Here is a 23,591-nt window from a genome sequence, read left to right as displayed (position 1 = left end):
AAGACGTTAAATCCGGCGGTGGGCCGAGTGCTCAACGCCTGCATTATCCGCTCGACGTGATCCTGACTTGCGTGCGCTGGTACGTGGCCTATCCGCCAAGCCTGCGGCACCTCGACGACATGATGGCTGCGAGCAGCGCGCTCTTGTCCGACGCCGGCCTGTGTGCGCCGACCAGGACCGTGATAATCATCGCGTTCGGCGTGCGGTTCATTCCCATGAACGTCGGATCAATGAAGAGCTCGTCTTCGGCGTGCTCACTCAGAACAATGAAGCGGTCTCCCTTGGGAAGGTTGAGTGCTTCGACGAGCGAAAGATTCAGCGCGTTTCCCATCGCTATCTTCTGCTCTTTGGAAAAACGACCCTTAGGAATGTGGGCATGGAATACAGGCATATTTCTCTCCAGTTTTCAGGTGAATTGCAGTGGCACTCGACAGACTCGTTCAGAACGACGCCGTGCTGAGCACAAGATCATGATTGATATCTGTCTTTACAATATGCGTATATGCTCATATTATGATTCGCGTTGACGTTCGACAAGTACTCTGTGGAGATGGAGGAGACCGACTATGAAGGCCGCCCTTGATGCTAGCCAAACCTCGAATCGGGGGATGCGACCGGGTACCCTTGACTTTGACGCACTAGTCATCGTTCATGGCTTCCTCGATAGCCATGAAGTCTGGAATCCACTGATCAAAGCACTTTATTACACCGGGATTCCGGCAGTTGCTGTAGATCCGCGGGAGGGCGTGCGAGCGACGTGTCGAGGACGATAAGTGCACGCGGGCGCAAGCCGTGTCCGACATCGAGAAGCTATTCGACGAATCGAGCCTTTCCCGAGTGGCGCTCGTCGGGCATAGCATGGGGGCACAAATCGCTGAGCTTGTCGCGGCTGAACGCCCCGAACAAGTTGCTTCTCTCGTGCTTGGGGGGCTTACGTAAGTCGCTGCGTGACGTGCTTGGCAGCGGATTCGATCCGTGGGTAGAAGGCGAGGGGAGTTTGGCAGCGCAGTAGGCGGATCAATCGAAGAACCCACTGCAAACGGAACGTTATGCGAACATGGCTGCTACGTTTTTGCGGCCATTTTCGTCCGAAAAAATGAGCATATGCTCATATTGTGTGATGGTGATGTTCCAATCAAAGGAGATGAGACATGAAGCATTCAGCAATTGTTGAAGCATGCCGGAAAGCCTTTACGGGTTTTGATCGCAACGACAAATCCGACCTTGTCGCGCTGTTGGCAGACGACATCACGTTTGAGTTTTCGGACTCGCTCCCGTATGGTGGCACCTATCATGGCAAGGAAGAATTCCTTGCGTTCTGGAAGCACGTGTACCACGAGTGGGAATATTTCAATTACGACGCGCGGGCGATTCTCGAGGCGGAAGACTTTGTGATCGTGCCCGTGATTGCGCAAGCAAAAGCGACCAATGGGTACTCGATGCGGAACGAGCATCTCTTCCTGTTCCAGGTCCGCGATGGCCGGATCGTTCACGGACGGCTCTATGCGGATACGGCGCGTGGCCGCGACGTTCTTGAAGGGCGGGAGCCGCGTCGCTATCCGAAAGTCATCCTCGGTTGAAAGTTTCGTCGTTGCGTGATCGGCCATGGCCGTTTTTGAAAATCTGCAGTCTGACAGGGAATTCCCGTGGAAATTGATCCGGATGCTCTCGATAGCAGTGCGTTGTACAAGATTCTGATTGGCAGTGTGGTTCCGCGTCCGATCGGTTGGGCCTCCACGCTGTCGGTGGACGGCGTCGCCAATATCGCACCATTTTCGTTTTTCACCGTAGTGGCGCGAAAACCGCCGATGATCAGCCTTACGATACAACCTCGCTCGAGCCGCACACAACTGAAAGATACGCTGACCAATGCGCGCGAGACAGGCGAGTTTGTGCTCAACGTCGTGTCGCTGCCCTTTGCAAATCAGATGCACCTGACGTCCGTCGAGCATCCGCCTGAGGCGGACGAGTTCGAACTTTGCGGGCTGACCAAGGCGCCTTCTGTGACGGTGCGTCCGCCGCGCGTTGAAGGTGTGCCGGTCGCGATGGAATGCAAGGTGGAGACAATATTGTCGTTTGGCGAGGTGGACGACCATGTCGTAATCGGTCGTGTCACTCGGTTCCATATTCGCGACGAGCTTTGGCTCGATCGCGGACGCATTGACACTGCTGCTTTGCAGCCAGTGGGTAGGCTTGCGTCGGAATACACGCTCGCGGATACAGTTTTCGCTTGTCCGCTACCCGAGACCGTTCTCTCCGGAAACGCGCAGCAACGCATGAGGCGAATCGACGGGAAGGATACAAATTGGTCGCCGCTCGATGAGCGCAGTTGGTCTGCCGCAGGGAACCCTACGATTAGCAAATAGCAGAATTGGCACCGCTGCTGGGGTGGACGTTCGTAGCGAACGGCTGCGCCAGGGTGGTGCCCATGAAAAACGTCCATTCAAAACGTGCCATCCCGTCACCGCTGTGATCCGCATGCTGACATGCGACGCAAGCCCGATCCTGGTGCAACCAGAGGTGGATCAGTTGTCGTCGGCCCGACAGGGTGTTCACCATTTTCAAACCGGGTATACCTATAATGCGTATGAAATGACGAATACCTAGAATGGCGGTTCACTGCTCGCAGGCTTTGCGGTGATCGACGACGGCGTCGGGATTCAGGCGGAAAGTCTGACAAAGATCTTTAGCCATGGCTTTACGACCCGGAAGGAGGGCCACGGCTTTGGCCTGCATGGCGCCGCGCTGACCTCCAGGCAAATAGGCGGATCGTTGCGAGCGCACAGCGAGGGCGTCGGCCAAGGCGCGACGTTCACCCCGGAATTGCCACTCAAGCTTGCGGAGGGCGTTTCATGACCCGGCAAATCAGCACCGGCAACCGTCGTATCCTGGTGATCGACGACCATGAAGCAATTCACCAGGATTTCCGCAAGATTCTGGACCCGGAGCCACAAGGGGCGGCATCGCTCGCCGCATCCGAGGCGGCACTGTTCGGCGAAGCCCCACCGCAGCGACAAGGCTTCGAACTGGATTCGGCTTACCAGGGCGAGGAAGGTCTGGCCATGGTGGTCCGCGCACTGGCCGAGAACCGGCCGTATGCGCTCGCGTTCGTCGACGTGCGCATGCCGCCCGGCTGGGATGGCGTCGAGACCATCGAGCGCCTCTGGCAGGTCGACGCGCAGTTGCAAATCGCGCTGTGCACCGCCTATTCCGATTATTCCTTGGAAGCCCTGTCCGAGCGGCTGGACCTGACCGACAGCCTGCTTATCCTGAAAAAGCCATTCGACACGATCGAGATCCGTCAAATGGCCAGCGCGCTAACCGTGAAGTGGCAGATGACGCGGGATGCGGCATTCAAGATGGATTGCCTGGAAAAAGCCGTCGAGGAGCGAACCAAGGCGTTGTCCGACGCCAACATCATCATCCAGAATAGCCCGACGATCCTTTATCGTCTGCGGGGCGAGCCCTCGTTACCGCTCATCTACATCTCCCACAACATCACCAAATTTGGCTACGATCCTGCCCTGTTGCTCGCATCGCCAGACTGGGCGGAGAAGCTCATCGAGCCGGACGATCGGGACAAGGTAGGCGCGGCGATGGCGCGCGTGATGGACAAGGATGCCGAAGGCGCCTCAATCGAGTTTCGTCTGCGTACCGGCGACGGCGCTCATCGCTGGGTCGAGAACCGTTATATCCCGGTTCGCGATGCGCACGGGCGGCTTATCGAAGTCGAGGGGATCATCATCGACATCACCGAGCGCCGTGCGGCAGAGGAAAAAATTGCCCAGCTTGCCCGCACGGATGGACTTACCGGTCTGGCGAACCGCGCGACGTTCATCGAACGACTCGCACAGGCCTTCGCCTCGGCCCGGCGCGGCGCGGTCCCCTTTGCGGTCCTCTATCTTGACCTCGACCGTTTCAAACCGGTCAATGACTTATTCGGTCATCCGGTGGGCGATCTGCTGCTCAAGGAGGTCGCCCACCGCCTCACGAACTGCACGCGGGAAAGCGACCTGGTGGCGCGGCTGGGCGGCGACGAGTTCGCGGTGTTGCAGGGCGAAATGGGCGAGCCCGCGAATGCGGGTGCGCTGGCGGGAAAGATTCAGGAGGCGCTGGCCTCTCACTATCGATTGAGCGGCAATGACGTGCACATCTCGGTCAGCATCGGCATCTGTCCATATGTTCCGGACAGCGCGGGACCGGATGCGATGCTGGGACAGGCCGATCTGGCGCTCTATCGATCCAAACAGGAGGGCGGCAACCGTTATCATTTCCATTCGGATGATCTCGACCAGCAAGTACTCGACTGGATTACCCTTGCCGACGATCTGAGAAAGGCGATCAACACCGGCGAACTGCAGCTTTACTACCAGCCCCAGATCGAGCTGTCTTCTGGGACGATAGTCGGCATGGAGGCGCTGGTCCGCTGGAACCACCCCACACGCGGCCTGCTCAAGGCCGCAGCCTTCATCCCGATCGCCGAGAAAAACGGCACCATCGGGGCGCTCGGACATTGGGTGCTCGATCAGGCGTGTCGGCAGCTGAGATGCTGGCGCGATGCCGGAATTGCCCTGCCGGTAATCGCGATCAATCTCTCCGCCGCCCAGCTCAGATACGGGGACGACCTGGTACGCGACGTCGCTGAAACCCTCGCGAAGTGGCGTCTTGTCCCGTCCGATCTGGAATTCGACGTGGCCGAGGCGACCCTGGCCCAGGTGAAATGGGGACAAGCCGGCGCGCTCCCACAGCTGCGTAAGCTCGGCGTGAGGATCGCCATTGACGATTTCGGAACTGAATACTCGTCGATCGGCTATCTCCGGACGTATCGTGTGAATCACCTCAAGATCACACCGTCTCTCGTCAACAACGCTACGGAAGACTCGCGCAGCGCAGCGACGATCCGCGCCATCATCAATCTTGCGCGTGAGGTGGGTGTCGGGGTGATCGCGGAGGGCGTCGAAACCGAGGCGCAGCGCAACGTTCTGGTTGCATCGGGTTGTACCGTGGATGCGCAAGGCTTCTATTTCAGTGAAGCCGTCGAGGGCAGTCGCGCCAGCGAGCTCCTGCGCCGCGGCGTCATTGGCGTGGATGCATGGAACGACGATGCGCGTTTCGCCCGCGAAGGAGCGACATGAACATGTCACCCGGCACCGCCAACCGTCGCATCCTGGTGATCGACGACCATGAAGCAATTCACCAGGATTTCCGCAAGATCCTGGGGCCGGAGGAGGAGAGGGCGGCGTCGCTCGCCGCATCCGAGGCGGCACTGTTCGGCGAAGCCCCACCGCAGCGACAGGGCTTCGAACTGGATTCGGCTTACCAGGGCGGGGAAGGTCTGGCCATGGTGGTCAGCGCACTGGCCGAGAGCCGACCCTATGCGCTCGCATTCGTCGACATGCGCATGCCACCCGGCTGGGATGGCGTCGAGACCATTGAACGCCTCTGGCAGGTCGACGCGCAGTTGCAAATCGCGCTGTGCACCGCCTATTCCGATTATTCCTGGGAGGCGTTGTCGAAGCGCCTCGACCTGAGCGACCGGCTGCTTATCCTGAAGAAGCCGTTCGACACGATCGAGATCCGCCAAATGGCCAGCGCGCTGACCATGAAGTGGCAGATGATGCACGACGCGGCGCTTAAAACGAGCCATCTGGAGAAAACCATACAGACAAGCAAACTTGATCTGCTAAGACTATCCCATATGGTCAAGCACAATGTTCTGACCGATCTTCCTAACCACATCCTGCTCCATCATCGGCTGCCGCAAGCGATTGCCTTGTCCGAACGTCACCGGAAACAACTGGCCGTGATATGCGTGGGCGTGGATAACCTCGAGCGCATCAACAACGCCCTGGGCTATGGGGTGGGCGATGAGGTGCTGCGGTCGGTGGCAAGACGCTTGGTGGCGAACGTGCGCATGTCAGATCCCGTATTCCATCGAGGCGGAAGCGAATTCATAGTTGTGCTTGAGGATGTGACGCATCCGGAGAAAACGGTCAGCCTTGCAGAGAAGCTGCTCGCGGCACTGAGCAAGCCGGACCGCATCGCTGAGCATGATCTCCAGATCAGCGTGAGCCTTGGCATCAGCCTCTATCCAAATGACGGCGACGACGGGGAAACCCTGATCAGGAACGCGGAAACCGCGATGCGTAATGTCAAAGAAGGCGGTGGCTTCTGCTTCTTTGAGCCGAGCATGGACATCCGCGCCCGCGAGCGGCAATCCATGGTGAGCAACCTGCATAGGGCCTTGGATCAGCGTGAACTCCTCTTGCATTATCAGCCGAAAGTAAATCTTGCGTCAGGTGTAATTACCGGTGGCGAAGCGCTGGTGCGCTGGCCGATTGCGGATTTGGGATTTGTGCCTCCTGCGCAGTTCATCCCGATTGCCGAGGATTGCGGCTTGATCCTATCGCTCGGTCGGTGGGCGCGACGTGAGGCGTGCCGACAGGTACGATCCTGGCATGACTCAGGCTTCCCGTCGTTGTCCATGGCGGTCAACGTTTCTGTATCGGAATTCCGCGACGAGCGTTTCCTGGAAGGGGTTCGCGAGGCCCTGATCGAGACTGGGCTGGAACCGCACCTACTGGAGCTCGAAATTACCGAGAGCATTCTCATCAAGGACATCGCGGCAACGACCGCCCTTCTACGCGGGCTCAAGGATCTGGGCGTGAAGATCGCGGTTGATGACTTCGGAACCGGCTATTCCAGCCTGAGCTACCTGAAACGGCTTCCTGTCGATACGTTGAAAATCGACCAGTCGTTCGTGCGCGGCGTCACCACTGTTGCCGAGGACGCTGCCATCGTCAGTGCCGTCATCAATCTCGGCAAAAGCCTCGGGCTGCGAGTGGTTGCAGAAGGCGTGGAGACCTCGGAACAGCGCGCGTTCCTTCAGGCCCATGGCTGTGAGGAAGGGCAAGGTTATTATTTCAGTGAGGCCATCGCGGCCGAAGCGTTCGCAAGACTGCTCACCAGTGGTATATCGTAAGCGACTTACCATGGCCGAAGCGCTGCGACGCCTACCGCCGTGCCAATTATTACGACACTGCGCAACATAGGGCAAAGCGACATCGAGCGAGGCGGTTACGCGCCGTCGGTCAGCTGCAAGCATGATCGGCTGCTCCGTAACGCTAACGCTGCGCGGCCGATAACCGTACCAAGGATCTTATATGCATATGCGTTCGCTTCGCTCTCTACGCCTCCTCCTTTCTCTGGCGTTTGTGCTTGCCAGTTTCACCCATACCCCCGCTTATGCCGCACCTCAAAAGGACTTCAAGATCTGCTGGGTCTTGTACGCCGGCTGGATGCCTTGGGGCTACGCCAAGACACAAGGCATCATTGACAAATGGGCAAGGAAATACGACATCAAGATCGATCTCGTCGAATTAGACGACTACGTCGGCTCGATAAATCAATATACGGCCGGCAAGTTTGACGGCTGCGCGATGACCAACATGGATGCGCTGACAATTCCCGCAGCCAGTGGCATCGACAGCACCGCGCTCATCGTGAGTGACTATTCGAATGGCAACGACGGTGTGCTTATCAAAGGCAAGGGAAAAACACTCGCTGACTTGAAGGGGCAAAAGATCAACCTTGTCCAGTTTTCCGTCTCGCACTACCTGCTCGCGCGTGCGCTCGAAACAGCTGGACTAAGCGAGGGCGACGTCCATGTCGTCAACACGTCGGACGGCGGCATTGTCGCCGCTTTCGCAAGTCCCGCCGTCCACAATACAGTGACGTGGAACCCCATGCTCGCTGAACTGAAGGCTCAACCAGATATTTCCGAAGTCTTCGATTCGAGCCAAATCCCCGGCGAAATCATGGACATGATGGTGGTCAACACGAACACGCTGAAGGACAATCCTGCGCTTGGCAAAGCGTTGACCGGCGCGTGGTTTGAGACGATACAGATGATGAAGGCCGATACGGCGCAAGGCCACTCTGCCCTGAAGGCGATGGCGAAGTCCTCTGGTACGGATCTCGCAGGGTATAAAAGGCAGCTTGCGACCACGGCGCTTTTCTATACACCGCAACAGGCACTTGAGTTCGTCACGAGTCCGGACCTGCCGAGGATCATGGCGTTGATCGCGCAGTTTTCGTTCCGGCATGGACTACTCGGTCATGGAGCTTCGAGTGCGAATGTAGTGGGCGTGAGCTACGACCACGGGGTAACAACGGGGTCTAAGACGAACGTGAGGTTGCGTTTCGATCCAACCTACGTGCGCATGGCCGCCGAGGGAAAGCTGTGAGCGGAAATTTTCAAGCCAGGAGCCTGTCGGACTTGAACAAAGGACCGAAGTTGGTCGCAGCCAGACTGCACGCGGTTGACAGGATATGACGGCAACCGATCGAGCGTTCTTTCAAGCCGCGTATAGGGCTCGATCCCGTTCAGGCGACCCGTTCAATCAGCGAGTACATCGTAGCGACCGCTCAGGCACCCCTGAGCCTACAGGTGCGCGCCGGCTCCTGACCCTACCTGAGAGGGCTGGACGCGGGTAACCGCACCCAGCTACCCGACAGAACCATCAACCCCGGACGCGAAACGCTCCTGTATCACCGTCCCGGTGACTGATCCCTCGTCCCCAGTCAAATGCAGGGGTACCCGAAGCGTGAACACCGCTCCGTTGCCTGGCCCATCGCTGCGGGCCGTCAGCGTGCCTCGCATCTCCATGGCAGCCAATGCACAACTATGCAGGCCAAATCCATGGCCGTCTCTGCGGGTTGTGAAGCCATGTTCAAAGATCCGCGTTATATTCTCAGGCGCAATCCCTTCGCCGTCGTCTTTCACGCGAACCCTTAACTCTTCATTGTCCGTAATATCCACGCTCAGTGTGATCTCGCGAGTCCGCTCGACCGCCCGAGAAAACGCATGCCCAGCGTTACTTATCAGATTGACCAGGATCAGTAGCAGCCTGTGTTTGTCCAACAAAAGTACGGGGATTTGGGAGTACTCCTTCACTATCTTGATCTGATGAAGCGCGAGTGTCCCCAATTGCATGCGCAGGGCGTCCTCGATTAAATCGGTTACCTGCACAGGCTCGAGTATGCTGGATACGCCGGCATAAGTCTGCTGGGTGGCGACGATCTCTTTGATGTGGTCAACGCTTTTGGTCAACTGCACGAGCTCGTCGACGATGCCCTTTTTTTCCGACTGTAGCGCCTCCGTCAGCTGGTTCAAGTAAGCTGGCAGGAGCCTGCCCTTGGCATCGCGAGTAATAAAATCCCCCAGATCCGCAGAATGCTCATTTATCATTTGAACCGCCTTGTCCAGCCCCTGCGATTTCGAGGCGCGAACTTTGTGGCTAATCAGATCCGCTGAAATGTTGATGCTGTTCAACACGTTGCCGACGTTGTGCAATACATTGGTGGCGATTTCGGCCATGCCCGCCTGACGCGCGGTGGCGACCAGGGTGCTTTGCGCCTCTTGCAGTTCGCGGGTGCGCTGCTGCACCCGATGCTCCAATGATGCGTTCGATTGATGGAGCGCCTTGTTAGCGCGGTTGATGACACCGTAGCTGAGAACCAGGCGGCTGCCGACATACAACAGCAAGCCGGCCAATATCGCGGAGAACATCATCAGGAACAACTTCGAGCGTCTGTCTCGGGCATTGTCGTGTAGCTGCGCTCGCGTCAAAATATCAGTGAGTGCGTCTAGACGGCCCGCTACCGGTACTGCGGCGATTTCGTTCAGCGTCGCGTTCACCGCTGGCTGCTCGCGCAAGACCGCGCGGACACTAGAAGCAAGTATGTTCACTGCGCTTTGCAGGTCGATCGGTAATCGGTCCGCGTCACCCTCAAGAACGTCCAGAGCACCCTTGACCTTGCCGGCCCTTTCGCTAGACGCCAAATGCGCATATTCCATGGTACCCAACACGGCGGCGTTCACGTCCGTAGCGATTTTCGTTGCCTGCTTCCGACGGGTGTCCTTAATTTCCCTGAGAGAAGTCCGCATCCGGTCTTCGACTGTCGAGAACGAATTTAGAGCGATTTCGAGGGACGCGTTGTGGAACCTGAATTGCTCGACGAGCTTGGCTTTTTCGTAGAGGGCTTTCGAAACGGCTGCGGCGCTCGCTATCCACGCGCTGGAGTCGTCGCGGTTGCGACTGGCCTCGACTGCCTGCACTCGCGTCCACTGATCGACCAAATCGGTGGGCGGGTTAGAAGCCGGGTCGGCCCTCATGTTTATGCCAAGTTTTTCGTTCAGAATATCTAACTCCCACTGGGCGTCGAGTTGCTTCACGCGACGCAACATCGCGACGGATTCTGAAAAATCTGATCGCTCTCGTGTATGCATCACGCCGTATAGCAACGCCAACTCCACGACGATCACAATCGCCATTCCGGTCAAAAGAAACCGACTCCAATGTCGAGAAGTTCGCGTCATGTTTCCCATCAAGGGCGCTTGCCGGTGCGGTGAGCATTGTGGGAATAGTTTTCGGCCCTTCTTCACAGCGTCGTTGGCCACACTGCGTGATCCGTTTTTGCAGGCTTGCCACACCCGTTTATGCAATTGCACCATGGTGAGACCTTTTGGTTACCGTGCGGGTACGGCCGCTCAAAAGGCGGACCATTTCTCTATAGTGGAAAGACCGCTCGGGTGCCAGCGACCGCACAAAGGTAAAACTGGCTCAGGTAGGGGCCAATCAACGGAATTTCGGCACGCTCGTGTTGTTACGTTCTGGGCGATACCGCCAGTTAGCAAGGCGACGAATGCATCTGGGGGAACCGCCGGACTAAAGTAGAAACCCTAGCCTTCATCACACTGATGGGCACGAAGAAAGAGAAGCTCCTCAACCGTTTCCATGCCCTCGGCTATGACCTGCAGTTGGTGCAGTTGGAGACTTTTCGCGATGTTGATGGCTCGAACGTACGAGCGCAGCGCCGTTGGTGTCGGCGCTGATGTCGCGTACGAACGATTAGTCAGTTTTTAGTATATCGATTGGAAACCGCTTGTGTCAAACGAACTAAATTTCGGACGTATTTGCCACTAAATTTGAGGAATTGCCAAATTTAGTGGCAAATACGCGCAATGTTTAGAATTTACATCAATAAAATTTTGCGTAAGTTTGCGACCTTTTCATAGCTGTTCCTTATGGGAAGCGGGACTCCCGGAATGGGATGTTCTATTTTTACTTCGATTGGCAGCGGCGAACCCCGCGTCAAAAAATGGATCTCGCCGTTGCGGAAGTACCGGTAGGCTGCGCTGCGGGCCGCTTCGGGATTGGCGCCGCCAGCGCTCGGGCTCGCGCCGGTGTCGCCGTCGTGTGCCTTTACCCGACATGGTGGATGACCTCGGCGTCGCGTGAGGCGTTCAGCCTGAACATCGAAACGGAAGTTTTCAGATCGTTCGCCTGCGACGCGAGCGAGCTGGCGGCCGCTGCCGCCTGTTCCACCAGCGCGGCATTCTGCCGGGTGACTTCGTCCATCTGCGTGACGGCCTGGTTGATTTGGCCGATACCCTTGCTCTGTTCCTGCGATGCGGCTGTGATCTCACCCATGATGCCCGTCACGCGTCTGATTTCGTGGGCGATCTCACGCATCTTCGCACCCGCATCCCGCACATGGCCGGCACCTGCCTGCACGCGCTCCACGGAATCGTGGATCAGTTCCTTGATTTCCTTGGACGCCGCCGAGGAGCGCTGCGCCAGCGAACGCACTTCCGAGGCCACCACCGCAAAACCCCGACCCTGCTCACCCGCCCGCGCCGCTTCGACGGCCGCATTGAGCGCGAGGATATTGGTCTGGAAGGCGATGCCCTCGATGATGCCAACAATGTTGGCAATCTTGTCCGAGCTGGCATTGATGCCATCCATGGTTTCGACCACGCGTGACACTACGGTGCCGCCCTGTTCGGCCACCTGGGCGGCCTGCGCTGCGAGCTGGTTGACCTGACTGGCATTGTCGGCATTCTGGGTGACAGTCGAGGTCAGTTGCTCCATGCTGGACGCAGTTTCCTCGAGCGAGGCGGCCTGTTCTTCGGTACGCTGCGACAGGTCCTGATTGCCCGCCGAAATCTGGTGAGTGGCGGTGGCAATCGAGTCGGCCGAAACTTTGATCGTGCTGATCGTATGCGTGAGCTGCTCCTGCATACGCTTCATCGAAAACAGCAGGCTCGAGCGGTCGTCCTGGGCGATCTTCACTACGGCAGTCAGATCGTTATTGGCTATCTGGTTGGCGATATCGGTGGCATAGGATGGCTCGCCGCCCAATGAGCGGATGATGCCGCGGTTGAGGAAGACCACGACAACCGACAGGGCTCCGGCGAGTACCAGCAGAACCCCGAGGCTGACCAATGTGTAGGAGAAGGCGCGAAAGCTCACTTTGCAGGGTGGGCTTCGACGGAATACGTACAGATAACGGCGCAAGATCGATTGCGATTAATACTCGATCCAGGAACAGTCTCTTACGGACATTGCAGAATACTGGCTGCCGGTATGTGATACAGGCAGGTGCGGACGCCACGGAAGAAAAACGCCAGATGCCAGATCTGGAACTCGGGGGAGCGGATAAGAGACGATCAGCGCTTGGTGGATTCCCTCACATTCAGGGCGACAACACGACAGCGGAATGCCCGTGATAGTTCGCTCGGCCAGCGTCCAGGCGGACGGGAGACGCTCTGCGTCTGTCAATTCTTTAATTGGCGACCAGCATGCCGATGGTCAGGGCTAGTAAAGCCAACGCGGTGATAACCGTGAAGAAGCCTTCCCCACGAAACCTACCGAGGACCTCCAGCCGGCGTTGGAAGGATACGGAGGGCTTGCGAATTGTCGTTGCATTCCACACCAGAGTAAGCGTGCGGTTCCCGCAAACGTTTCTTGTACTTTCAGGCGACGGGCAATTTATTTCAGTTGTCGCACACTTATTGGTTTCGACGATCATGGCAAGTAGAGTCAGTAAAGAACACTGTATGTCACTACTATGCTGGATTTCTTGTAACAATTTTCACCGTGCGTCTCAGTTTTTAAGAAATTTGAGACGCATGGTGAAAATTGTTTTCATATACTAAATTTCTTTTGATGAATTACCTTGCTAACTCAATTAACAAAGGGATGCCCATTACTGAGCACCCCTATCGCAATCCTCGGCCGCCTGACGACGACCAGTGACAGTCGCCCCTGCGGGCCCCGGACGACATGCGTTCATCGTGGCTCCGGCGCTACAAGCGTGATCTCGCCGCCACTTCTGCTGTTTTCAACGCCGTGTTGCAATGCGGAATTGCGCGGCCTAGAATGAATTTCACGTCTCCTCCATGCTTCCCTGCATGGATTTGGCCCGGCTCGGTACGCGGGCTGTTCTTTTTCGGACATGCCAGAGATTCAAGCGTTGACACCATCGGGCTGGCCGACTTGGCGCCCGAAGGGAAAGAATACTGCATATAGCCGAATAGGAGCGAGGCACGGCATGTCGGCTATCCGCTTTCAGATTGATTACCGATGGCTGGTCGCGCAGGCTCGATTCTTGATCCTGCAGTACCGCCGTCCCGTTCAAGCACAGATGCGGTGACATCATGGAACTCTGCGACGAGTGCGACAAACTTCAAGGATGCTCTGCTGACCAGTCCCGAGCCAGTGACATGACGTTGGTCGGTATCGGTGAGTGCGAAGGCGTACTGGCAATTGAGCACTACCGTTGCGGCCGATGCGGCGTGATTATGCATCGGCAGTTCGTGGGCAGTGCGCCCGAGCGGGTCTGGACGGCCATTTATCGGGCTACGTGAAGTTATACAACCGCTGGCTTGAGGCGGTAACGCTTTTAGGAGGAGGCCTCATGCTAACCGCCGAATACCTCGTGGGGATTGTGATTGTGGCACTCCTCACCATCACAGCAGCGTTTCGGCTGAATTCCGCTCGGAACCACACGGGTGACGTCCGCGAAGCGAAACGCGGGGCGGCCTACTGCTCGTGACAGGCTAGGGACGGCGGCACCTCAAACAGCCGGGGCGAACTGGCTGACGATACAACGACTGAAGGGTCGCCGTCAGCCCAATCACGATGGTGATGCATTGGATGCCGATACTGCTCGTTGCGACGCTCGTACGCGCCGGCCGGTGAGCCACGTAAGTTTCAAAACTGAATGATCCCAGGGCGCAATCCGCGCCTACGCGATAATAAGAAGCACTCTTCGTCACATGCGGAATGGACCTTCACAACGGCCTTTCAACATGGCGCCGCATTGACACATGTGGGCGTTAAGGCCCCCGTTGTGGTCGAAAATCGTCTTGCGAAAATCAGAAAAAACACGCATTCTTGAAACCCGCTTGATTTTGCATCGAATGCCGCTTGTAGCCAGTGGCATTACACCAATTCGTAACGTTCAGAAAGACCTCGGCTGTGGACCGGCGAGTCCACGTGGAGTCATACGAACCTTGTTCAAAGCAGCGCAAGCATTCGTGCCATCCGGAAATTTCATATGTTCGACCAAATCGTTAAGAAACTGAGTTCCGACGCAGCGCGCCAGACGCATTCAGATCAACTGCTGGCACGCTATTTCGAGGCGAATCTCCAACAAATTCCATTTGAAACCGCGGCGTCAATCGCCAAGAAAATGGACTTGAGCCCAATGACGGTGGGGCGGTTTTTGAGGCGCATTGGCTACAACGGTCTGGACGAGCTCAAGAACGATCTGAAGCGAATTAGCCGTAAGGGGGGGCCGAAGAGTTCCGCTTGGGAGCTGTCAGGAAGCATCGAGGATCTGCGGCGCGATCAGCAGGAGGGCCGCCTTGTTAGCGAATTGATCGAACAACAAATCGACGTCTTGCGGGGAATTTCCGCAATGGCTCGCAGCGATAAGTGGGATAAGGCTGTGAGCACGATCACCAATGCAGAGGCGGTCTTCGTTGCCAGCTTTCAAAACATCGCCGGCATCGCTCGCTATTTCAGCGAGCAGATGCAGTATGTCCGCGGCGGGATTACGTTCATGGATGGAGCGAACGGCACTTATCTGGAAATGTTCGGTAGTTCAGCAAGGAACAGGCTGCTGATTCTGATCGACTGCAGGCGATTCGCGACGAAGACGCGGCCACTGGCTAAACTCGCTCGCGAGGCAGGCATCACGGTGCTGCTTGTGACCGATATTCATTGCAACTGGGCTGACGAAGACAGCGATATATCACTGGTACTTCCCAGCATGCGCTGGCGAACATGGGACTCCTTTTTGCCGCTCGCTGCGCTACTGGATCTATTGGTAACAAGTTGCCTGATCACGCTTGGTGACGACGTCGTCGAACGCGCGGAGCTGGTGCGCACATTGCAGAATACTTTTGGTGATTTCGTGCGCCGCTGACTATTGCTCTCGCGGCGCCCCAAAAGCACTTACTTCGATGCTTTGACCTGAGTCCAGGCTGTGTCCCACAGTCTGACGGAATCGCCTACATCACTGAGCAAGGACAAGTGGCTGAGGGTTGCCGCGTCCGGGTAGATGTTCGGGTTATTGCGTAACGCCGGGCTGATCAGTGGAAACGCCGCCTTGTTCGGTGATCCACCATGCAGCCAGTTGGTGTTCTTCGCGGAGACGTCCGGTCGCATCATGTAGGCGAAGAATTTCTTCGCCGCTTCGGTGTTTTTCGACTGGGTCAGCAAGCACATGTCTTCCTGAAATCCATTCGCACCTTCCTTGGGAATGACATAACCCACTTTGTCGGGAGCAGTCTCGACGCTTTGCGCAACCGAACCCGACCACCAGTGCGCGATCGCAAAATCGCCGTTGATCACCTTGTCACCTATACCGTCGGTCAGCATCGCCGCCCAGTAGGGTTTGGCGTGCTTGATGGTGTCCCGGGCCTTCGCGAGTTCCTTCGGATTGGTAGAATTGAAGGAAAATCCGTTGTAAATGAGCGCTGCTCCCAACGTTTCCCGTTCATCGTCCAGCATGGCAATCTTGCCGCGCAACTGGGGCGGAGGGTCGAACACCACCTTCCACGAAGTAACATCGACGCCTTTCGTCAACGCCTTGTTGTACATCAACCCTGTAGAGCCCCAGTTATATGGCATGCACACTTCGTGCTGCGGATCGCTGGTTGCCTTGAAATACCGCTGGTCGAGGTTCGAGTAGCCGGTAATCGAGCGAAGATGAGGGTCCTGCAGATAACCCAGCTTGCTCAGAATATTCTGCATGAAAACCGAAGGAAATACGATGTCGTAGCCCGTGGCTCCGGCCTGAAGCTTCGCGAGCATTTCCTCGTTGGTGCCGTAGTTGTCGAGGGTGACTGCTATACCTGTCTCCTTTGTGAAATCCTGCAGCACATCCGGATTGATATAAACCGTCCAGTTATACAAATGTAGCGATTGTGGCTCTGCAAAAGCATGCCCCGCGGCAGTGATCGCAAGACCTATCACTGCCATACGTACTCCAGAAAACCAACGCATGAGATTCTCCTTATGTCGACTTACGTTTAAAACGGTTAGTGATGCAGACAGGTTGTTGAAAAAATCTCCTCCAGGACAACCGAAACAGTAGCCGGGAGGGTTCCTGATGGTTTCAGGCAAATGGGAGCGGCGCGTCCTGAGTCTTTCCCAACGAGCGACCGGGGCGTCGGACCAATAGCGAGACGGTAACCAGCGCCAGTGAAGCGAGCATCATGAGTACCGATACCGCGTTGATCTCAGGAGACACGTTGCGTTTGATCGCACCGAAGAGGTACACAGGAAGGGTGGTCGATCCCACGCCGCTCGTGAAATAGGCGATAACCAGATCGTCGAAGGAAATGACGAGGCACAGAAGGAACCCGGCGAGAATGGGTGGCGCAATGCCTGGAAGCGTGACGCGTCTGAACGTCGTCAACGGCCGTGCGCCCAGATCGGCGGAGGCTTCCTCGAGGCTACGGTCCATCCCAACCAGACGGGCGGCTACGACGACCGTGGCATAAGAGGAAAGGAAGACTGTATGGGCCAGAATGACCGACAGGCGGCCGAGGGGGAAACCTATGGTGCTGAACATGACCAGCAGGCCGATGCCGAGGACAATGTCGGGTATGACGATGGGCATATAGACTGCGGAGCGCAGCAACGTCTTCAGGCGCGATTCGGTGCGAGCAATGCCTAACGCGGAGAGGGTGCCGACCACCGTCGCAATCGTGGAGGACGAACCTGCCACGATGAGTGTGTTGATGAGAGAACGCCCAAGGTTGGGATCGGAATACAACTGCAGATCGGAGGCGCCGACAGCCGTGGATGCGTTGTGCGTGAAACCCAGATTGGCCAGAACTCTCAGGTACCAGTCGAAGGTGAAGCCCTTCCAGGTCATCATGCTGACCGGGTTCGCATTGAACGAATACGCGACCAGCATGAGGATCGGCAGGTACAGGAAGGAGAAAAATATGGCCAGATGCAGGATCGAACCCGCCCTGCGCAGGACATTTTCGATTGGCATGTCAATGCTCCTTGCCGGTCGATGACATAACGGTTTTGCCTTCAGCCCGGGCGACCAGATACAGACAGGCAACCACGATGACGCCGAGGATTGTCGCCACCGCTGATCCGAATGGCCAGTCGCGGGCGGCAAGAAACGATTGCGCCAGCAGCGTGCCGATCTGCAGGTCCTTGGCGCCGCCAATGAGCGTTGGGGCGATGAAATTGCCCAGCGCGGGAATGAACACGAGAACGACGCCAGCCACGATACCTGGCATGGTCAGTGGAATGACCACCCGTCGCATCGTGGTGAACCGGCCGGCGCCGAGATCGAGCGATGCTTCGACGAGGCGGAAGTCCATCTTTTCGATCGACGAGAAGAGTGGCAGAACCATGAACGGGAGATACTGGTAGACCATCGATGCGGCGACTGCGGGTAGCGTATAGATCATCTGGAGTGGCTTGTCGATCAGGCCCACCGCCAGCAGTGCGTGATTGATCAGTCCATCCGATCGCAAAATCAGCATCCAGGCGTAAATGCGCACCAGACCGTTGATGAAGAAGGGCAACGTCACAAGTAGCAGCAGGAGATACTTGCGCCGGAATGACTGCCTGCTGATATACCACGCTGCGGGGTAGGCCAGCACCAGAGCGGCCATGGCGGTCGAAAGGGCGAGCAGCGAGGACCTGATGACGATGTTGAGATAGGTGAAGTCCCAGTCCCTGAGCAGATCGGCGTTCGGAAAGCCAAAAAACTGACTGTACGCATCCAGATCGAAATGCCAGATGACGCCGCCATAGGTATCCCGGGTCGCGAAACTGTAGGCGAGGATGATGGTTGCCGGCACCGCGAAGAGCAGCGTGAACAGCAGTACGCCGGGCGTCAGGAAGGCGAGTGTTGTCGCGGCGCCTGTTCGCCGTGGACGGATTTGCGGATCCGGCTCGCGATCGGCGACCCGGGACACGGAAGTCATATCGTTCATGGCAAGGACACCGTAGTAACGTCGCGTGGGTGATAGCTGAGCTTGACCGGCGCGCCGACCTCGGGAACCGACGCCTTGGCATTCAGGACGACCGTGATCCGGTCACCTTGCAGGTCGACGTCGACGCGCGTGTAATTGCCCATGTAGGTACGATCCGACACAATCCCATCGAGCAGGCAGTGACCGTCCGATACGCTCCCGAACACCATGTCCACGGCCTCGGGCCTCAGCGATGCGATGGCTGCGTGTTCGCCGGGTCTCGCACCGGCGACGAGAATTTCGGTTCCCCGTTCCGTTCTGAGAAGACTGCACCCGTCGCGCTTCCCGATCCACTTGCCGCGTAGCAAGTTGGTCTCGCCGATGAAGCGTGCCGAGAACTCGGTTCTGGGTGAATCGTAAATTTCTCTTGGGCTACCCACTTGCTCAATCTTCCCCCGGTTCATGACGACGATCATGTCGCTCATCGACAGGGCCTCTTCCTGGTCGTGCGTGACGCACACGAAGGCAATGCCAAGTTCGTGCTGAAGACGCTTGAGTTCCACCTGCATCTGCTTGCGCAACTGCCGGTCGAGCGCTGCCATCGGTTCATCGAGCAGGAGGACCTTGGGCTGCATGACAAGGGCGCGGGCGAGAGCGACTCGCTGCTGCTGCCCGCCCGACAACTGAGCAACCTTTCTTTTTGCCATGGATTCAAGCCGTACTAGTTCTAATGCCTGGCCAACACGCTGATCGATCAGGTGTCTCGGAACCTTTGCAATCTCGAGCCCATAGGCGATGTTGCCTGCAACGTCGAGATGGGGAAACAGCGCGTAGTGCTGGAAGACAGTATTCAGCGGTCGCTCATAAGGCGGCGCTGACGTCAGATCCTGGCCGTCGATCAGGACGCGACCAGAATCGGGCATTTCAAATCCGGCGATTGTCCGCAGCAAGGTAGTTTTGCCGCAGCCGGAGGGGCCGAGAAGAGTCGTGAACTTGCCCGATGGGATGGCGAGGTTGACATCGCTTAGCGCAAACACATGCCGTTTTCCGGGTGCGAGAAAGCTCTTTGATATCGAGCGAACTTCAACTGCTGGTTTCATGAACTCTCCTCTGGAGCGTATGTCGGGAAGTAACTCGACATCGGGCGAGCCTTCCAAAAGGACCACGAACGATAAGCTATGCTGGTCGAAAATGTTTGTAAAGCACCATTTCAACAAAAAGGTACTTGACTACCATTTTGCATTGGATGAACCTAGCGACTTCTCAAGAGCGGCTGGAAAGGAGGCGAGAAGAAATGAGCAAGGAATCCCGGATTGAACACTGCGTGCATACGAAAAAGCGCCGTGCGCGGGACTTGGGGTTGCCATTCGAGGGCATTCCTGGCGCGAACAATGCCATCACCGATGTGCCTGGTGTGACGGTGGGCTACAAGACCTTGTCAACAGGTTCAGGCGCTATGCAGACTGGGGTGACGGCAATACTTCCCAGACCGAGCGATCGGCTTCTGCATCCGAGTTGGGCCGGCACATTCTCGATGAATGGGAATGGGGAAATGACAGGCGTCCATTGGATTCGCGAAGCCGGTTGGTTTACCGGCCCGATTACTCTGACGAATACCTTTTCGATTGGGATGGCGCAGCATGCGACCACCCGCTGGATGGTTTCGAAATTCAGGGCACAACTGGACAAGGGCATCTGGGTGCTACCGGTCGCCGCCGAAACGTACGACGGCTGGTTGAACGACATCTGCGGGCAGCACATCTCGGAGAGCGACGTCATCGAAGCCATCGAGTCCGCTGCAGGAGGCGCCTTACTCGAAGGAAATGTTGGTGGCGGCACGGGGATGATGGCCTACGAGTTCAAGGGTGGGACGGGTACCTCTTCGCGCCGGATCGATATCGGCGGAGTTTCTTACACCGTTGGCGCAATAGTTCAAGCGAATCATGGATTGCGGCCATGGCTTCGCGTTTGTGGGGTTCCGGTCGGTGAACGGATGGCACAGTCAGCGGGGTGGCCTCACGAACGGGGATCCATCATCGCTATCATCGGGACAGACTTGCCGCTCATGCCGACGCAACTGGAACGGCTCGCCAAGCGCGCTGGCATCGGCATCGGTCGTGCGGGAACGCCATCTGGAAACAACTCCGGCGACATATTTCTTGCGTTCACCACGGCGAACTCCTTTGGCTCGTTACCAGAGCCTCCGCGTTTGACGCTGGACGCCGTCAGCAATGATCTGCTCGATCCAGTGTTTATGGCGGTTGTCGAAGCAGTCGACGAAGCGGTTATTAATGCGATGCTGGCGGCTGAGACGGTCACTGGTAAGTACGATCGCGTCGCACACGCAATAGATCACGACATGCTGCGGGCTATCGTATTGGAAGGTCGTGCAGATTGTCTCGCCAAAAATATCGATGATTGACGGAGCTACCCACAAGCGACTAATCAGTACCCTGCAGAGTGCGAAACCGTCTTTTTTGGATTCTTCACGGATTAGCGTGAAGCGGCATGCGATCGAGCCGCCGTTCCCTCTTGAGCACATGTAGGTGTTCAGCAGGCGCATTGCGCACAGCGTCGCCTCCATGCATCAACGCCGTGCGGATCGGTCATCCCGGGAGCTCCCTTCGTCAAGCTGCCAAGTAGCGCTGCGACGTTAGACGCCCGTTAAGCGGGCCTTAAGCTTGGTCCAATTAACCTGTCGTTACCGGCTGCAAACGGTATTGCGCGCAGCGGTCGACAATCCAGGAGGTACAACATTTGAAGTCCGTCATTCGAATCGCTGCTGCTGCCATCGCACTCGCCGCACCAGTGGTTTCCTTCGCCCAACAAGACAATCCACCTCTTACCCGTGCGCAGGTGCGCGCCCAGCTGATTCAGATCGAAAACGCCGGCTACCATCCCGGGCATCGCGACATTAACTTCCCAGATGACTTCCTCGCGGCCGAAGCGCGCGTCGCCGCTGAGAATGGGGGACCGTCGAGCACAGGCGTCGGTGGTGTCTCTAGCGGGGCGTCGGAGCTGGGTCATCGTGCCGCAGAATGAACGCATGTGCGAGACCGTGCGCGCAAGCGTCCCGGCGACGAAATTCATCGGACACTCATGCCCGAACGGCAAACGTTCGCAACGGATCGGGGCAAGATGGCCACGCTACCTCGAACACGATGTGAGAGCGGTTTCGATCAAGCAGGCTGATCTTCCTTGCGCGTCACGAGGCCGCCATCCCCATATTCCCGGATCACCTTCGCAATGACGACCCGGTAGCCGTCCAACCAGCGGGCCTGCTTCGACTTCGCTTCGACGTGCGTCGGATGCCTGATCAATTGCAGCAGTGCGTCTTCCGACTCCCAGTAGTAGACGTTCTGGATCAATCCGGCGCTGGCGCTCTCCCAGGTCTCTTCACCCAGATACCCAGGAATTGCACGCGCCATTTCGGCGATCTCCTGGTCGAGGCGATGGAATTCCTCGTCGTACTGACCGGCCCTGAAAATGAAGGTGGAAGAGTACATAGGGCTTCCTCTGGAGATGAATGAAAGGGCACAGAGTTTAGGGCATAAAGGGCCGGCAAGATCGTCAGGCCTCTTTCCGAGCCCCTATCTGTAAGGCCATGCCAGAAGCCTGATCCCGGCAACCCCGAATACGACAGCAAGGCATCCTTCCAGAGCGCGACGGGTCCGAATGTATAGCCGGCGAACTGAGTCCATGGAAAACAGGACGGCATACCCGCTGAACACCAGGCATCCAATGACCGCACAGCCTGGAATCACGGCCCCGTAGGCAGATCCCGAGTTGTTCGAAGAGAGGGCGACAATCGAAACCCACACGAGTATGGCCTTCGGATTTGTCAGATGCAGCAACGCGCCTCGCGCGTACAGGCTCGTCAACTTCTCTGGCTGTTCCCGTTTCGGTGAGGTTGTAGCTGCAGTGGCAAGAGCAGTGCGTCCCGATTTGAAGGCCAGCCAGAGGAGGTACAGGCCTCCGAAAAGAGTGCTGAGAATCCTGGGCTTCAAGAAGACGATGAAGGCGATGCGGCTGGTGGGTGCGTGAGCACCCGATCGCCGGAAGGTGATCGTCCGATCCTTGGATCGTTCAGTTGAACGTTGCCTTTGCCCCAGATCGCTGACTGTCAAACACCGACAGAGCTCGTCGCGTCATCAGCCAAAGCCTTCGGCCGGTAACCGTGTTGCGCCACCTTAAATATCGTCGGGTTCGAAACGGTGTACTCCGTCGCCGGTGCCCCGGGCGAATCCAAAACGATACCGCGACGTTGCGGAGATACATCGCCGCAGCGTCGTGATCGTCAAGGCAACGGGCAAGTACACCGGCCGAGCGCGCAGGCGCGACTACGCCGCGATTCGGGCGTGGCGGGCCTGAGCATTCGGGCGACACCGGAACAGTTCGGTATGGGAACCTGCCCGGCAGTATCAAAGCCGTGAATCTGAAATTCGTTCTTCTCAATATCCAGCCCGATCATGGTAATCTCGCCATCGACGATTCCCTCAGATGAAAGAGCGACTCATCATGGCACGTCGATACCGTCGCAGAGGTCGTCATCCCTATCACTGAAAATGATATTCCTACGGAGACCACACCCATGCTTATTGACTGGAAGTCGTTTCTCCCCAAAGTTAGCGGGTCCGTGAAAGAACTGGCCGAGGCCAGCCCGGAGACAATCGGGGGATACCGCCAGATTTGTGCCGCCGACGCTCAAACGGGACATCTGGACGCTAAAACGCGCGAATTGATTTCGTTGGCGGTAGCTGTGACCACCCGCAGTGACGGATGCATCGCGAATCATACGAAGAAGGCGATCGACCTCGGCACGACTCGTGAGGAGATCGCCGAGGCGCTGGGCGTCGCCATTGCGATGAACGCCGGCGCTGCGGTCGCCTATTCCGGCCGAGTCATGGACGCTTTCTCGGCCTTCTCGACTAAGGAATAACTCGTCGCACAGCCGCCCGTTCGGGCGAGGTCGGCGAAGATAAACGCGCGGGCAAGCGCGACGACCGAGGCGAAGGGGAAATTCTGGTGATAGCGTGGAGGGCGCCCGCACCGGCCTTTCGATTGCGCATCCCGCACTCGTAACCAAGGCTTGTATTCTGCTCCCGTACGTTGCCCATAACCCCGGGGCAGCGTACGGAATAATGTCTCCCTGCGTCTCGAAGCGCGGCGCGCTGAAATCCGTCCTTGTTTCTGCATGCTCGCGCTGTATTGACTACGGCTACCGCGTTCTCCATTGCCGCCTATCCCAGCTAGGTCTGCTCCGGCTTCGGGACGATGAAGTCAGTGG

Annotated in this window: 18 protein-coding genes and 3 pseudogenes; 12 read left to right on the top strand and 9 right to left on the bottom strand. The window is 57.4% G+C overall.

Translation table 11 applies throughout. The features are described 5' to 3' along the window. Positions 1 to 18: 18 nt before the first annotated feature. Positions 19 to 128: pseudogene (locus tag AYM40_RS41900) on the top strand (IS6 family transposase); the annotation flags it as partial. Here the strand turns inward: AYM40_RS41900 and AYM40_RS12305 are convergent. After that, positions 89 to 391: a tautomerase family protein gene (locus AYM40_RS12305; RefSeq protein ID WP_082855067.1), complete on the bottom strand. Its 303-nt coding sequence runs from the start codon at positions 389 to 391 to the stop codon at positions 89 to 91. The pseudogene AYM40_RS41900 and the gene AYM40_RS12305 sit on opposite strands and share 40 nt — an antisense overlap. A 401-nt stretch (positions 392 to 792) precedes the next feature. On the opposite strand from AYM40_RS12305, the gene AYM40_RS42435 reads away from it, so the two are divergent. The 7 genes from AYM40_RS42435 (at position 793) to AYM40_RS12275 (ending at position 8,246) form a co-directional block, all read left to right on the top strand. Further along, positions 793 to 939 carry an alpha/beta fold hydrolase gene (locus tag AYM40_RS42435; RefSeq protein WP_236720836.1) on the top strand — a complete coding sequence of 49 codons (147 nt, stop codon included), beginning with the start codon at positions 793 to 795 and terminating at the stop codon, positions 937 to 939. 212 nt (positions 940 to 1,151) lie between these two features. After that, positions 1,152 to 1,580 carry a nuclear transport factor 2 family protein gene (locus tag AYM40_RS12300; RefSeq protein ID WP_063496465.1) on the top strand — a complete coding sequence of 143 codons (429 nt, stop codon included), beginning with the start codon at positions 1,152 to 1,154 and terminating at the stop codon, positions 1,578 to 1,580. 66 nt (positions 1,581 to 1,646) lie between these two features. Further along, on the top strand, positions 1,647 to 2,366 hold the full coding sequence (locus AYM40_RS12295; RefSeq protein WP_063496464.1) for a flavin reductase family protein: 720 nt from the start codon (positions 1,647 to 1,649) through the stop codon (positions 2,364 to 2,366). A gap of 271 nt (positions 2,367 to 2,637) precedes the next feature. Then, positions 2,638 to 2,856, top strand: a complete 219-nt coding sequence (locus AYM40_RS12290; protein ID WP_063496463.1) for an ATP-binding protein — start codon at positions 2,638 to 2,640, stop codon at positions 2,854 to 2,856. Continuing rightward, positions 2,853 to 5,135, top strand: coding sequence for an EAL domain-containing protein (locus AYM40_RS12285; RefSeq protein WP_063496462.1), 2,283 nt, complete (start codon positions 2,853 to 2,855; stop codon positions 5,133 to 5,135). The genes AYM40_RS12290 and AYM40_RS12285 overlap by 4 nt, the downstream gene beginning before the upstream one ends. Then, positions 5,132 to 6,982, top strand: coding sequence for a GGDEF and EAL domain-containing protein (locus AYM40_RS12280; RefSeq protein WP_063496461.1), 1,851 nt, complete (start codon positions 5,132 to 5,134; stop codon positions 6,980 to 6,982). Before AYM40_RS12285 ends, AYM40_RS12280 begins: the two co-directional genes overlap by 4 nt. A gap of 181 nt (positions 6,983 to 7,163) precedes the next feature. Beyond that, the gene (locus AYM40_RS12275; RefSeq protein ID WP_201788144.1) at positions 7,164 to 8,246 is read left to right on the top strand and encodes a putative urea ABC transporter substrate-binding protein; all 1,083 of its coding nucleotides are present in this window, start codon (positions 7,164 to 7,166) and stop codon (positions 8,244 to 8,246) included. 260 nt (positions 8,247 to 8,506) lie between these two features. Here the strand turns inward: AYM40_RS12275 and AYM40_RS12270 are convergent, their stop codons facing one another. Together AYM40_RS12270 and AYM40_RS12265 are read right to left on the bottom strand one after the other, a co-directional pair. Then, positions 8,507 to 10,336 (bottom strand): DAHL domain-containing protein, encoded by a 1,830-nt coding sequence (locus AYM40_RS12270; RefSeq protein ID WP_236720835.1) that lies wholly within the window; start codon positions 10,334 to 10,336, stop codon positions 8,507 to 8,509. Between the two features lie 931 nt (positions 10,337 to 11,267). Beyond that, positions 11,268 to 12,305 (bottom strand): annotated as a pseudogene (locus AYM40_RS12265) (methyl-accepting chemotaxis protein); the annotation flags it as partial. 2,101 nt (positions 12,306 to 14,406) lie between these two features. Between AYM40_RS12265 and AYM40_RS12260 the strand changes: the two are divergent. Then, the gene (locus AYM40_RS12260; RefSeq protein ID WP_063496459.1) at positions 14,407 to 15,279 is read left to right on the top strand and encodes a MurR/RpiR family transcriptional regulator; all 873 of its coding nucleotides are present in this window, start codon (positions 14,407 to 14,409) and stop codon (positions 15,277 to 15,279) included. Between the two features lie 29 nt (positions 15,280 to 15,308). On the opposite strand, the gene AYM40_RS12255 is transcribed toward AYM40_RS12260, so the two are convergent. The 4 genes from AYM40_RS12255 to AYM40_RS12240 all read right to left on the bottom strand — a co-directional run bounded on the left by AYM40_RS12255 (position 15,309) and on the right by AYM40_RS12240 (position 19,404). Next, positions 15,309 to 16,361 carry an ABC transporter substrate-binding protein gene (locus AYM40_RS12255; RefSeq protein ID WP_063496458.1) on the bottom strand — a complete coding sequence of 351 codons (1,053 nt, stop codon included), beginning with the start codon at positions 16,359 to 16,361 and terminating at the stop codon, positions 15,309 to 15,311. 112 nt (positions 16,362 to 16,473) lie between these two features. Continuing rightward, on the bottom strand, positions 16,474 to 17,364 hold the full coding sequence (locus AYM40_RS12250) for an ABC transporter permease (protein ID WP_063496457.1): 891 nt from the start codon (positions 17,362 to 17,364) through the stop codon (positions 16,474 to 16,476). A gap of 1 nt (position 17,365) precedes the next feature. Next, positions 17,366 to 18,325, bottom strand: a complete 960-nt coding sequence (locus AYM40_RS12245) for an ABC transporter permease (RefSeq protein ID WP_082855064.1) — start codon at positions 18,323 to 18,325, stop codon at positions 17,366 to 17,368. After that, positions 18,322 to 19,404, bottom strand: a complete 1,083-nt coding sequence (locus AYM40_RS12240) for an ABC transporter ATP-binding protein (protein WP_063496456.1) — start codon at positions 19,402 to 19,404, stop codon at positions 18,322 to 18,324. Before AYM40_RS12240 ends, AYM40_RS12245 begins: the two co-directional genes overlap by 4 nt. Before the next feature lie 194 nt (positions 19,405 to 19,598). On the opposite strand from AYM40_RS12240, the gene AYM40_RS12235 reads away from it, so the two are divergent. Together AYM40_RS12235 and AYM40_RS38460 are read left to right on the top strand one after the other, a co-directional pair. Then, positions 19,599 to 20,726 (top strand): P1 family peptidase, encoded by a 1,128-nt coding sequence (locus tag AYM40_RS12235; RefSeq protein WP_063496455.1) that lies wholly within the window; start codon positions 19,599 to 19,601, stop codon positions 20,724 to 20,726. 335 nt (positions 20,727 to 21,061) lie between these two features. After that, positions 21,062 to 21,346, top strand: coding sequence for a DUF4148 domain-containing protein (locus AYM40_RS38460; protein WP_082855062.1), 285 nt, complete (start codon positions 21,062 to 21,064; stop codon positions 21,344 to 21,346). 137 nt (positions 21,347 to 21,483) lie between these two features. On the opposite strand, the gene AYM40_RS12225 is transcribed toward AYM40_RS38460, so the two are convergent. After that, the gene (locus AYM40_RS12225; RefSeq protein ID WP_063496453.1) at positions 21,484 to 21,810 is read right to left on the bottom strand and encodes an antibiotic biosynthesis monooxygenase family protein; all 327 of its coding nucleotides are present in this window, start codon (positions 21,808 to 21,810) and stop codon (positions 21,484 to 21,486) included. An 84-nt stretch (positions 21,811 to 21,894) separates the two neighbouring features. Further along, positions 21,895 to 22,326, bottom strand: a pseudogene (locus tag AYM40_RS38455) (LysE family translocator); the annotation flags it as partial. A 569-nt stretch (positions 22,327 to 22,895) separates the two neighbouring features. Between AYM40_RS38455 and AYM40_RS12215 the strand changes: the two are divergent. Next, on the top strand, positions 22,896 to 23,243 hold the full coding sequence (locus AYM40_RS12215; RefSeq protein WP_063496451.1) for a carboxymuconolactone decarboxylase family protein: 348 nt from the start codon (positions 22,896 to 22,898) through the stop codon (positions 23,241 to 23,243). The last annotated feature ends 348 nt before the right edge of the window (positions 23,244 to 23,591 follow it).

Origin of the sequence: Paraburkholderia phytofirmans OLGA172, assembly GCF_001634365.1 — a bacterium.
GTDB lineage: Bacteria > Pseudomonadota > Gammaproteobacteria > Burkholderiales > Burkholderiaceae > Paraburkholderia.
Note: the sequence above shows the minus strand (reverse complement) of the source record. Positions and strands in the feature narration are given on the sequence as shown.

Coding starts and splice junctions, on each gene's coding strand:
- AYM40_RS12305 (WP_082855067.1), bottom strand. CDS start 391: ATGCCTGTATTCCATGCCCACATTCCTAAGGGTCGTTTTTCCAAAGAG.
- AYM40_RS12300 (WP_063496465.1), top strand. CDS start 1,152: ATGAAGCATTCAGCAATTGTTGAAGCATGCCGGAAAGCCTTTACGGGT.
- AYM40_RS12285 (WP_063496462.1), top strand. CDS start 2,853: ATGACCCGGCAAATCAGCACCGGCAACCGTCGTATCCTGGTGATCGAC.
- AYM40_RS12280 (WP_063496461.1), top strand. CDS start 5,132: ATGAACATGTCACCCGGCACCGCCAACCGTCGCATCCTGGTGATCGAC.
- AYM40_RS12275 (WP_201788144.1), top strand. CDS start 7,164: ATGCATATGCGTTCGCTTCGCTCTCTACGCCTCCTCCTTTCTCTGGCG.
- AYM40_RS12270 (WP_236720835.1), bottom strand. CDS start 10,336: ATGGCGATTGTGATCGTCGTGGAGTTGGCGTTGCTATACGGCGTGATG.
- AYM40_RS12260 (WP_063496459.1), top strand. CDS start 14,407: ATGTTCGACCAAATCGTTAAGAAACTGAGTTCCGACGCAGCGCGCCAG.
- AYM40_RS12255 (WP_063496458.1), bottom strand. CDS start 16,361: ATGCGTTGGTTTTCTGGAGTACGTATGGCAGTGATAGGTCTTGCGATC.
- AYM40_RS12250 (WP_063496457.1), bottom strand. CDS start 17,364: ATGCCAATCGAAAATGTCCTGCGCAGGGCGGGTTCGATCCTGCATCTG.
- AYM40_RS12245 (WP_082855064.1), bottom strand. CDS start 18,325: ATGAACGATATGACTTCCGTGTCCCGGGTCGCCGATCGCGAGCCGGAT.
- AYM40_RS12240 (WP_063496456.1), bottom strand. CDS start 19,404: ATGAAACCAGCAGTTGAAGTTCGCTCGATATCAAAGAGCTTTCTCGCA.
- AYM40_RS12235 (WP_063496455.1), top strand. CDS start 19,599: ATGAGCAAGGAATCCCGGATTGAACACTGCGTGCATACGAAAAAGCGC.
- AYM40_RS12225 (WP_063496453.1), bottom strand. CDS start 21,810: ATGTACTCTTCCACCTTCATTTTCAGGGCCGGTCAGTACGACGAGGAA.
- AYM40_RS12215 (WP_063496451.1), top strand. CDS start 22,896: ATGCTTATTGACTGGAAGTCGTTTCTCCCCAAAGTTAGCGGGTCCGTG.